The 521-nt window shown below is 62.4% G+C and carries 1 protein-coding gene; it reads right to left on the bottom strand.

The window, feature by feature from the left end; translation table 11 throughout:
- On the bottom strand, positions 1-521 hold a 521-nt coding region (locus J5M71_RS27100), incomplete at both ends, for an alpha/beta hydrolase (RefSeq protein WP_207838594.1).

Genomic DNA, 521 nt, shown 5'->3' with positions numbered 1-521 from the left:
GATAAAACCACTCCAGCGTGTCGTTCTCGAGCAGGTACCCCTCACCAAACAACAGCCGCGAATCATGCACCCGCGAAGCATCCGTCACCGGATAACACAACAACTGCGCCTTCGGCGCGATAGCCACCGTGTGCGGCTGCCGCACAGCCTGAATCGCCAGCACCGTCGCCAACGTGGCACCCGCGCTATCACCGCCAAACGCAACGCGCGAACCATCCAGGCCGAGGCTCGCAGCCTGTTCGGCCAGCCAGGCCAAAGCGTCCTCGCCATCCTCCAGCGCCGTCGGAAAGCGATGCTCCGGCGCCAGTCGATAACCGACCGAAAGCACCGCACACGGCGTGCGCTGGCAAAACTCGCGGCAGACACCGTCGTGGGAATCCAGACTGCCAACGACAAATCCGCCACCGTGGAAATACACCAGCACCGGCAGCGGCGATTCAATACCGTTGGGCCGATACAAACGTAACGCCAGCGCCGCACCGTCACGGGCCTGTGTTTCGATCTTGGTGACTTCAAGATCC

It is taken from the genome of Pseudomonas sp. 43(2021) (genome assembly GCF_017490805.1).
Taxonomy (GTDB): Bacteria; Pseudomonadota; Gammaproteobacteria; order Pseudomonadales; family Pseudomonadaceae; genus Aquipseudomonas.
The sequence above is the reverse complement of the archived record's forward strand: the minus strand, read 5'-3'. Positions and strand labels throughout refer to the sequence as shown.